This window comes from Streptomyces palmae (assembly GCF_004684805.1).
GTDB classification, from domain to species: Bacteria; Actinomycetota; Actinomycetes; order Streptomycetales; family Streptomycetaceae; genus Streptomyces; species Streptomyces palmae.
Genome location: NZ_SRID01000268.1, coordinates 1 through 9,792 on the forward strand (window position 1 = coordinate 1; position 9,792 = coordinate 9,792).

General features: G+C 71.9%; 10 protein-coding genes. 6 read left to right on the forward strand and 4 right to left on the reverse strand.

All coding sequences use genetic code 11. The features are described 5' to 3' along the window. The coding region (locus E4099_RS23260) for a questin oxidase family protein (RefSeq protein ID WP_425348270.1) at positions 1-1,166 on the forward strand (1,166 nt) is incomplete at its 5' end. Between the two features lie 289 nt (positions 1,167-1,455). On the opposite strand, the gene E4099_RS23265 is transcribed toward E4099_RS23260, so the two are convergent. Beyond that, positions 1,456-2,265 carry a dioxygenase family protein gene (locus E4099_RS23265; protein WP_135341065.1) on the reverse strand — a complete coding sequence of 270 codons (810 nt, stop codon included), beginning with the start codon at positions 2,263-2,265 and terminating at the stop codon, positions 1,456-1,458. A 133-nt stretch (positions 2,266-2,398) separates the two neighbouring features. Here E4099_RS23265 and E4099_RS23270 point away from each other — a divergent pair, with 133 nt between their 5' ends. Next, a complete protein-coding gene (locus tag E4099_RS23270; protein ID WP_135341066.1) occupies positions 2,399-2,896 on the forward strand; it encodes a MarR family winged helix-turn-helix transcriptional regulator in 498 nt (165 codons plus the stop codon). A 136-nt stretch (positions 2,897-3,032) separates the two neighbouring features. Here E4099_RS23270 and E4099_RS23275 read toward each other — a convergent pair whose 3' ends face one another. Then, positions 3,033-4,556, reverse strand: a complete 1,524-nt coding sequence (locus E4099_RS23275; RefSeq protein WP_135341067.1) for an MFS transporter — start codon at positions 4,554-4,556, stop codon at positions 3,033-3,035. 221 nt (positions 4,557-4,777) lie between these two features. Then, positions 4,778-5,449, reverse strand: a complete 672-nt coding sequence (locus E4099_RS23280; protein WP_135341068.1) for a TetR/AcrR family transcriptional regulator — start codon at positions 5,447-5,449, stop codon at positions 4,778-4,780. Between the two features lie 306 nt (positions 5,450-5,755). On the opposite strand from E4099_RS23280, the gene E4099_RS23285 reads away from it, so the two are divergent. After that, positions 5,756-7,123, forward strand: coding sequence for a M6 family metalloprotease domain-containing protein (locus E4099_RS23285; RefSeq protein ID WP_135341069.1), 1,368 nt, complete (start codon positions 5,756-5,758; stop codon positions 7,121-7,123). Here E4099_RS23285 and E4099_RS23290 read toward each other — a convergent pair. Then, positions 7,092-7,796, reverse strand: coding sequence for a TetR family transcriptional regulator (locus E4099_RS23290; RefSeq protein WP_135341070.1), 705 nt, complete (start codon positions 7,794-7,796; stop codon positions 7,092-7,094). The genes E4099_RS23285 and E4099_RS23290 overlap by 32 nt on opposite strands. Positions 7,797-7,922: 126 nt before the next feature. Here E4099_RS23290 and E4099_RS33160 point away from each other — a divergent pair, with 126 nt between their 5' ends. From E4099_RS33160 to E4099_RS23300, 3 genes are all read left to right on the forward strand, one after another. Continuing rightward, on the forward strand, positions 7,923-8,081 hold the full coding sequence (locus tag E4099_RS33160) for a hypothetical protein (RefSeq protein WP_167828457.1): 159 nt from the start codon (positions 7,923-7,925) through the stop codon (positions 8,079-8,081). A gap of 3 nt (positions 8,082-8,084) precedes the next feature. Further along, entirely contained in the window at positions 8,085-8,378 is a 294-nt protein-coding gene (locus tag E4099_RS23295) for a DUF4190 domain-containing protein (RefSeq protein WP_135341071.1), read from the forward strand. A gap of 168 nt (positions 8,379-8,546) precedes the next feature. Then, positions 8,547-9,578: an ABC transporter substrate-binding protein gene (locus E4099_RS23300; RefSeq protein WP_135341072.1), complete on the forward strand. Its 1,032-nt coding sequence runs from the start codon at positions 8,547-8,549 to the stop codon at positions 9,576-9,578. Positions 9,579-9,792 lie beyond the last annotated feature (214 nt).

Below are 9,792 nucleotides of genomic sequence, written 5' to 3' on the forward strand. Positions count from 1 at the left end.
CCCCGCACCCGTCGGGGGAAGCCCCGCCCGCACTTCCCCAGGTCAGCGATACGGGCGTGCTCGACGAGGCACTGGAGCGGCTGCACCAGCACGGGCCGGAGCGCCTGGGCCGGCTGACCAATCACGCCCCGATGGCGGTGGAGGCGCTGGCCGCGCACGGCATGGACGACACCGTCCACCGCTGGCTGGACCGCTACCACCACAAGTTGGAGGAGTTCCCCGCCACCACCGTGCCGATCAGCGACGCCGACTGGGGTGCCGCGCTGGGTGACCCGCGCCGGGTCGGCGACTGGATCGGCTATTTCAGCCGCGACCTCGCCGAGCGCCCCTGGCAGGAGGTGCTGGTCCAGTGGTGGCCCCGGCTGCTGCCGGGCATCGCGGGCGGTTCCACGCATCCGGTGATCCGCGTGGGACACGCGGTACGCACCCTGCTCGGCGGCGAGACCACCGCGCCCCGCCTGACCGAACTCGCCCATGGCCTGGGCTACTGGGCCGCCCGCCACCACCCGCTGTCCGCTGCCGCCGCCCCGGCCGGGACCGCCGCCCCGTCGGCCGCGCTGTGGTCCGTACCGCCGGTGCCGGTGCAGGAGGGCGGGCTGCCGGACCGGCTGGCGCAGCTGGACGCCTTGCCGGCCTGGACGGCGTCCACCGCGGCGCTGCGCCCGGCGGCCGACGCGACGCAGGTCCGGCAGCGGCTGGCAGACCTGGTCGCCGCCGCCACCTTCCGCTACGCGGCGCAGGCGGAGGCCGAGCCGATCATGCTGGTGCATGCCGCGACCGCCCCCAACGCGGTGCTGCGGACCCTGCCGGCCCTGCCGACCGAGCTGTGGCAGCCGAGCCTGAACGCCGCCTGGGCGGCAGCGGCGGCGGTCGTCGCGGCCTACGCGCCGGGGCCGCCGACCGGCGACGCGGCGGCCGAGGGTCTGGACGGTGCCGCGGACGGCGACCGGGGCCCTGGCACGGCTCGCGGTGCCGGCACCGGTACGGAGGCCGCCGGTGATCCGACCGCCCTGGCGGCCGAGGCCTTCGCCCGGGCCGCGGAGAACGGCAATGAACATGCGATCAAGCTGACCGACACCGCCCTGGACGTGGCCCGGAGCACCGGCAGCCCGTTGGCGCTGACCGCCGCGGCCCGCGCCTGCGAACTCATCCTGCCGCTGAGCTGAAGCGGGGGGGACGCTGCTTCCCGGGCCGGCCGGCCCCAGATCAACGCTGGAGGCGGCGTCCCCGCTACCCACACGAAGCTACCCACACGAAGCTACCCAGCCGAAGCTACCCACACGGCGCTACCCATACGAAGCCCCAACAGCAGAGCCGGGAGGCAACGCCCCTGAATCACCACCCCGGAAGCAACGCCGCGGCCACGCGCCCGCACCCCCGGCCACACACCCCGGCGCCCGGTGCGCACAGCCGGAATCACGGAGCCACACGCCGCACCCCCGGCGGCCCCCTCGCTCAGCCGAACTGCAAGGACCGCTTGGCCAGGCCCATCCAGAACCCGTCGATCACCGCACGCTGCCGGCCCAGGTCCTCCTCGGCCGCGCCCAGGGTGACGAACAGCGGCGCGAAGTGCTCGGTGCGCGGGTGGGCGAGGCGCCCGGAGGGCGAGCGGTGCTCGAAGTCCAGCAGCGCGTCCACGTCGCCGGTGTCGAGCGCGCTTCGCCCCCAGTCGTCGAACTCGGCGGACCAGGTCGGCACGCCCGCCCCGGTGTGCCGCAGCGCGGCCAGGTTGTGGGTGAAGAAGCCGCTGCCGACGATCAGCACTCCCTCGTCGCGCAGCGGGGCCAGCCTGCGCCCGATGTCCATCAGCCGCTGCGGGTCGAGGGTGGGCATGGACACCTGGAGCACGGGGATGTCGGCCCCCGGGTACATCTCCACCAGCGGCACATAGGCTCCGTGGTCCAGCCCGCGCTCCGGGATGTCCTGGACCGGGGTGCCGGGGGCGCGCAGGGTCTTGCGGACCCGTTCGGCCAGCTCAGGGGCGCCGGGGGCGGGGTAGCGGACCCGGTAGTAGTGCTCCGGGAAGCCCCAGAAGTCGTACACCAGCGGGACCTGGCGGGTGGCGCCGAGGGCCAGCGGCGCCTCCTCCCAGTGGGCGGAGACCATCAGGATCGCGGTCGGGCGGGGCAGTCCGGCGGACCAGGCGGCGAGCTGGCCTGGCCAGACGGGGTCATCGGCGAGCGGCGGGGCGCCATGGCTGAGGTAGAGCGCGGGCATCCGCTCGGACGGGCGCGGGGCGGCGGGCTGGGGTGCGCCGGCGGTCATGGCTCCCCTCCGTTTCCTTCGGTGTTTCCCTGGATCTGATGTACTTGAACTCTCAAGTTCATTACCACTGTAGCTCGCATTTGTTTAATATTCAAGAAGAGTGTCCGTACGCCACCTGGAAACGTGAACCGCCATGACGAGCAACTCCGCAGATCGACCCCGCTGGCTCAGCGACGGGGAACAACGCACCTGGCAGGCGTATCTCCAAGCCACCATGCTTCTGGAGGACCACCTGGACCGCCAGTTGCAACGCGACGCGGGGATGCCGCACATCTACTACGCGCTGCTGGTCCAGCTGTCCCAGGCGCCCCGGCGGCGTCTGCGGATGACCGTGCTGGCGCAGAACGCGAAGATCACCCGGTCCAGGCTGTCCCACGCGGTGGCGGCCCTGGAGAAGAAGGGCTGGGTCCGCCGCGAGGACTGCCCCTCCGACAAGCGCGGCCAGAACGCGGTACTCACCGACGCGGGCTACGAGATGCTGCGGCAGACCGCGCCCGGCCATGTCGAGGCCGTCCGCTCGGCCCTCTTCGACCGGCTCACCCCGGAGCAGGTGGCCCAGCTCGGCGAGATCTGCGCCGCGGTCGCCGAGGGACTCCAACCGGAGGGCGCCGACCTGCCCTGGCTCCGCTGACGGCCGGCGCGCCCCGGGCGCCGCGAACGCCGCACGGCCCCGCCTCCGTGGTCATCGGAGGCGGGGCCGTGCCGTTCTCACCTGTTCCGACACCGCGCCGCCGGGCGGCGGGCGGGGCCGTGCGGTCGGCGGCGGGTCAGTGCGCCATCACCGGAACCGGCACGTCCTGCTCGGCGCCCTTGCCCTCGCCGCCACCGGAGCCCGCGGCGGGCTGGTGGTGGCTGGGACGGCCGGCGTTGATCATGACCGTCGCGACGACGGAGGCGAGCAGCAGGATGCCGAACGCCCACCAGATGGCGACCGAGTAGCCGTGCACCATCGACTCCAGCTTGAGGTGCTCGAGGTTCCTCGCCTCGGCCAGGTGCGACTTGCCGTACGAGGTGGTGGCGCTGGCCGCGATGGTGTTCAGCAGCGCGGTGCCGATGGCGCCGCCGACCTGCTGCGAGGTGTTGATCATGGCGGAGGCCACGCCCGCGTCCTGCGGCTGCACCCCGTATGTGGCCAGGCTCATGCCCGGCATGAACGCGGTACCCATACCGAGGCCCATCAGCAGGAATCCCGGAAGGATCAGGGCCGCGTAGGAGGTGTTCAGGTCGATCTGGGTGAGCAGCAGCATGCCGATGGCCGCGACCGCGAAGCCCGGGCCCATCAGCAGCCGGGCCGGGACCCGGTTCATCAGCCGGGTGCCGATCTGCGTCGAACCGGTGATCATGCCGGCGATCATCGGCAGGAAGGCCAGACCGGTCTTGACCGGGCTGTATCCCTTGACGATCTGCAGGTAGTAGGTGAGGAACAGGAACAGACCGAACATGCCGATCACGGCCATGCCCAGCGAGGCGTAGACACCGGCCCGGTTCCGGTCGGTGACCACCCGCAGCGGCAGCAGCGGGGCCCTGACCTTGCCCTCCACCACCACGAAGGCGATCAGCAGCACCGCGGCGGCGGCGAACAGCACCAGGGTGCTGGTGGCCTTCCAGCCCTCGGACTCGGCGCGGGTGAAGCCGTACACCAGGGAGACCAGGCCGGTGGTGGCCAGGATGACGCCGGGGATGTCCAGCTTGGCGGGGTTGCGGCTGCCCTCGGGCTCGTGGATGTACGCGATGGCGCCGACGGTCGCGATGACCGCGATCGGGATGTTGACGAAGAAGGTCCAGCGCCAGTTCATGTACTGGGTGAGCACGCCACCCAGGATCAGACCGACGGCGCCGCCACCACCGGCGATGGCACCGAAGATGCCGAACGCCTTGGCCCGCTCCTTGACCTCGGTGAAGGTCACCGCGAGCAGCGACAGCGCGGACGGGGCGAGCAGCGCGCCGAACACGCCTTGCAGGGCGCGGGCGGCCAGCAGCATCGGGGCGTTGACCGCCGCCCCGCCGAACGCCGAGGCCGCGGCGAAGCCGATCAGGCCGATGACGAACGTCTTCTTGCGGCCCAGCAGGTCGGCGAGCCGGCCGCCGAAAAGCAGCAGACCGCCGAAGGCGAGGGCGTAGGCCGTGATGACCCACTGCTTGTTGCCCTCGGATATGTCGAGGGCTTCCTGGGCGTGCGGCAGCGCGATGTTCACGATGGTCGCGTCGAGCACGACCATCAGCTGCGCCAGGGCGATGAATACCAGCGCTTTCCAGCGCCGGGGGTCGACGTGCGGAGCCGTTTCAGGCATGGATGGACCTACCTAGCGGTGCGGAGGGTGAGAACTGCAAGGAGTTCGAACGTGTCAAAACGGTTCGGAGCGCGCCGGGGCGCACAACGGACATGGCACGCGGGGAGCGTGTGGCGGGGTGGCGTCCACCCCGCGGACGGGATGGCGTTCCCCCTGGTGAACGGGGTGGCGCGCACCCCGCGGACGCCGCGCCAAGGGCGGCGTCCGTTACGGAGACGGTGTCACTGCCTGCTTCGCAGGTCCTCCAAGGTCGTGGCCGAGCCGATGAGTCGGGAGCGCGCCGGGTTCATCAGGCCGTCCAGGAACAGCTGGAGATGCCGGTGCACAAAGGTGTCGAAGTCGCACCCTCCCGGGTGCTCCACCCGAGGGCATCCCCAGCCGGGGAGCGGACGGGTGAGCTGGGTGAGCGCGATCATCAGGTCGCCGATGGCGATGTCGGAACGCAGCTGGCCGCTGTCCCGTGCGGCCCCCATCAGGGCCTCGATCCCGGCGACCAGCCGGTCGCGCGCGGCGACCTGCTCCGGATGGTCGCGGTCGATCCCGCCGGAGAGCAGCGGGCACAGGGCGCCCACCCGCTCGTCCGCCGCCGCGTGCACGAAGCGCCGCAGCGCCTGGAAGGCGTCGGGCTCCTCGGCCAGCGCGGCCTCGGCCTGGTCCCCGATACGGGCCATCACCGAGACGGTGACACGGTGGATGAGTTCGCGGCGGTCCGCGAAGTGCCGGTAGATCGTGGCATTGCCGACCCCGGCCCGTCGAGCGATTTCATCGAGCGGCACATCGGCGCCGTACTCGACGAGCACCTCGCGGGCCGCCGCGACGATCCGCTCCCGGTTGCGCAGCGCGTCGGCGCGCAGCCGGGGCTGCGGAGTCTTCTCGGTGGTGCTGGCAGCCACGTGGTCCCCCCTTCTGTCCGGCCATTCGTCTGATCCGTGCGGATCCGCACCGAGCCCCGTCGGTCCGTGCGTCTTCGCATCGGGTGGCTTTAGCGGGGAGCCAGTCCCCGTTTTCCCCGTACGTAGATCCAAACGGGGAGACGGTCCCCGGAAATTTCCCCCTCCGCCGTGACGTGCGCCACACATTGCCGGGCAGGGGTTTCACACCTGGATGGTCCGTTCATCGCCCGCTCGGGCCAGTGCCACCACCCGTTCGGCCGCGCCGCGCGCGCGTCGGCCCCCCGGTCGGCCGCACCGTGGGCGGCAATGGAACAGACCAGCCCTCACATACCCGGGGGCCGCCCCCAGCGGCCCCGCACCCGGCCGGGCCAGGACGGCGACCGGCGGTCCGGGCGGTGGGCCGCGCTCGCCGCCACGGCCGTCATCCTGTTCGCCGTGCCGGCGCCCTCGGCCCCCATCGGCGCGACCGCCGCGCCCTTCACACCGTCCGCCGCCGTCCGCGCCCCCGTACCGCCGGGCGCCGCGCCCCCCGACGGGCGCCCGTCCTGCACCCTGCCCCCCGACCCGCAGGTGCAGCTCTCCGAGGGGCTGCCCACCGGCACCGACTTCAGCCGCAGCACCGGCACTGTGCACGCCCTCACCCTGATGGTCGACTTCCCCGACGAACCGGGCCAGGGCACCGCCCGGCAGCGCTTCGGGGAGTTCTTCCCGCGCACCACGCGCTGGTTCACCCGGGCCTCCTACGGCCGGCTGGACTACCGCCCCGCCACCCCGGTCCGCCGCTGGCTGCGCATGCCGCACACCTTCCGCAGCTACGGCATCCGGCGCGGCAGCCCCTTCGAACCGGGCTACCGCAAGCTGGTGCGCGACATCGCCGCCACCGCCGACCCGCTGGTGGACTTCCGCCGCTACGACCTGGTCAACGTGCTGCTCACCCCGAACGCCGGGCCGCCCGCCGCGCAGACCGTGCTGTCGGTGACCTTCGCCGGAAACCCCGAGGCGCCGATCGCGGACGGCGTCCCGCTCTCCAACATCTCCTTCATCTACAGCAGGCAGGACGACGGCTCCGGCTCCTACGCCGCCAACGGCTACCGGGTGCTGCCGCACGAGAACGGCCACGACTTCGGCCTGCCCGACCTCTACACCGCGGCCGGCGGGGAGAGGGCCGGCCACTGGGACGTCATGTCCGAGGACTGGGGCAGCGGCAACGACCTGCTGGCCTGGCACAAGTGGAAGCTGGGCTGGCTCTCCGCCGACCAGGTGCGCTGCCTGGCCGACCCCGGCACGGCGAGCCGGTCGATATCCCCGCTGCACCGCAAGGGCGGCACCAAGCTGGTCTTCGTCCCGGTCTCCGCGGCCACCGGCTACACCGTGGAGGTACGCGCCAACGGCGGGAACGACGAGGGGATCTGCAAGCCGGGCGTGCTGATCTCCTGGGTGGACAGCCGCGTCGACTCCGGCAAGGGGCCGATCACCGTCATGGACAGCACCCCGCGCAGCGGCGGCTGCACCAGCACCCCCAATGTGCAGCCGGAGCTCAGCGACGCGCCGTTCGCCCCCGGCGAGTCCCTGGACGACTCCGAGCACGGCGTCCGCATCGCGGTCACCGGCAAGGACCGCAAGGGCGAGTACCGGGTCGAGGTCACCCGTCGTGCCAGTGGCGGCGGCCGATAGCGACCAGCCGCAGCTGGCGGTGGGCCAGGTCGGCGATCCGCCGCTCCGCCTCGGTCATCCCCCCGGCCCCGGCGCCCTCCCCGGCGCCCTGGTCCGCACCCGCGCCGCCCTCGGCGCCCTCTCCGACGTCACGCACCGGCTGGGCCTCCAGGAAGGCCGTCGCGGTCATCACCATGTGGTCCACATAGAGCCCGGCCAGCATCCGCAGGTCCGCCGCGCTCCAGCCGCGGTACTCGAGACCGACCTGGAAGGCCTCCGCGACCTCGTCGGTGAACCGGTCCAGCTGGGCGGCGATCGCCTCCCGCACCGGCCGCACCCCGCCGTGCCGTTCGCGGGCGATGAAGCGGATGTGGGCGGGGTGGGTGCGGACGTACTCCGCGACGGCCAGCACGGTGGCCTCGATCCGCTCGTCGTCCCCGTCCCGTTCGGCGAGTATCCCGCGGATCATGCCGTGCAGGCTGCCCAGCGACTCCTCCACCAGCGCCACGCCCAGGTCCGCCATATCGCGGAAGTGCCGGTAGAAGGCAGCCGGGGCGACGCCCACCACCCGGGTGACCTCGCGCAGACCCAGGCTGCTCAGGCTCTGCTCGGCGAGCAGCCGCAGGGCCGCGTCGAGGAGCGCCTGCCTGGTCTTCTGCTTCTGGGCCTGCCGGACCCCGGGGGTGTGACTCATGTCATTCAGTAAACAACCGTTCTCTGACTTTCGCCAGCGTAGGATGAGGATGTCAGTGAACAGTTGTCATCCCAACTGTTCACTGAACTGAAACGCGCTGGTCACACTGACTCCGGAAAGGCAGTCATGGTCTTCCTCGTCGCAGTCCTCCTCCTCATGGGAATCCTGCTGGGCTCGGCGGCACACACCCCGCTCCCGGCCTTCCTGGCCGCGGCGACCGTCATCGGCATCTGGTTGCTGGTCTTCTTCGTCCGCGAACGGCGCATCGCACAGAACAGGAGCTGACCCATGAACGCCACCGCCACCACCACCGCCACCACCCCCGCGGCACCCATCACCCGCGACCACTCGGACGCCGACGGCATGGCGGTCGCCTCGTTCATCCTGGGCCTGATCGGCCTGCTGCTGTTCAACCTGGTCTTCGGCCCCTGCGCGATCATCCTGGGCGGCCTCGCCCTGGTGAAGGGCACCCACCGCCGCGGCCGCGCCCTGCTGGGCATCGCCCTGGGCGTCGCCGACCTGGTCGTACTGGCCGCCCTGGTGACCCTGGACAACTCGGTCATCTGGCAGTTCGGCGGCTGACGGGCCACCAACCACCCGCACACCGCGACCCGATCCACCCCCGCATGGCCACCGCCCGGGGCGGGTGACCGGGGATCCCCACTGGACTTTCGGTTTGGTTAGGCTAACCTAACTTCGACTTGGTCCACGGGGTCGTTCCCGTACCCGCCTTGAGAGAAAGACCTCGCCATGCCTCACGCCGGAGCCCTCCCCCTGACCCGTCGCGGCCTGCTCGCCACGGGCGGCGCCCTCGGCCTCGCCGCGGTGGCCACCGCCTGCGGAGACAGCAAGGGTTCGGGCTCCGGCGGATCGGGCCAAGCCAAGGGCGGTGCCTGGTCGTTCACCGACGACCGGGGCAAGAAGGTCTCACGGGGCAGCACCCCGCGGCGCGTGGTCGCCTACATCGCCTCCGCCGCCGCCCTGCGCGACTTCGGCATCGACCGGCAGATCGTCGGCGTCTTCGGCCCCACCAAGCTGGAGAACGGCAAGCCGGACCCGCAGGCCGGCGAGGTCGACGTGGACCGGGTGACCGTACTGGGCAACGCCTGGGGCCAGTTCAACCTGGAGAAGTACGCGGCGCTCGACCCCGATCTGCTGATCAGCAACATGTTCATCCCGGGCGCCCTCTTCTACGTGCCCGAGCAGAGCGAGAAGCAGATCCTGGGGCTGGCCCCCAGCGTCGCCATCGGCACCGGGCAGGTCTCCCTGCCCGAACCCATCAAGCGCTACGCCGAGCTGGCCGCCTCGCTCGGCGCCGACCTCAAGGCCCCCAAGGTCGTCAGCGCCAAGGAGCGCTTCGAGAAGGCCGCGGAGAACCTGCGCCGCCTCACCAAGTCCAGCCGGATCAAGGTGATGGCCTGCTCGGCCAGCCCCGAGCTGTTCTACGTCTCCAACCCCGGGGCCAACTCCGACCTCATCTACTTCCGCGAACTCGGCGTCGACCTGGTGCAGCCCGCGAAGACCGACAAGGGCGGCTACTACGAGAGCCTCAGCTGGGAGAACGCCGACAAGTACGGCGCCGACCTGCTCTTCCTGGACGACCGCACCGCCACCCTGCAACCGAAGGACCTGACCGGCAAGCCCACCTGGGCCCGACTGCCGGCGGTCAAGGCCGGCCAGATCATCCCCTGGAGCAGCGAACCGCGCTTCAGCTACGCGGGAGCCGCCCCCCTCCTGGAGGCGCTGGCCAAGGCCATCCAGGACGCCCGGAAGGTCCGCTGACACCCGAAGCGTCCACGGCCCCCGGGAAGGCCCGCCGACCCACCGGACGCCTCAGGCCCGGCGGGCAGGCCGGCTGACGCGGAGGGATCCGCCGGCCGGAACTCCCCTGGCAGAAGAGGCCGCACGAGGCCCGCGGAGTTCCGCCGACCGCCCCGTAGCCGCAGCACCCACGGCAGGTGAAAAGGAGCCCCACCCTGATGACCACCCCCGACAC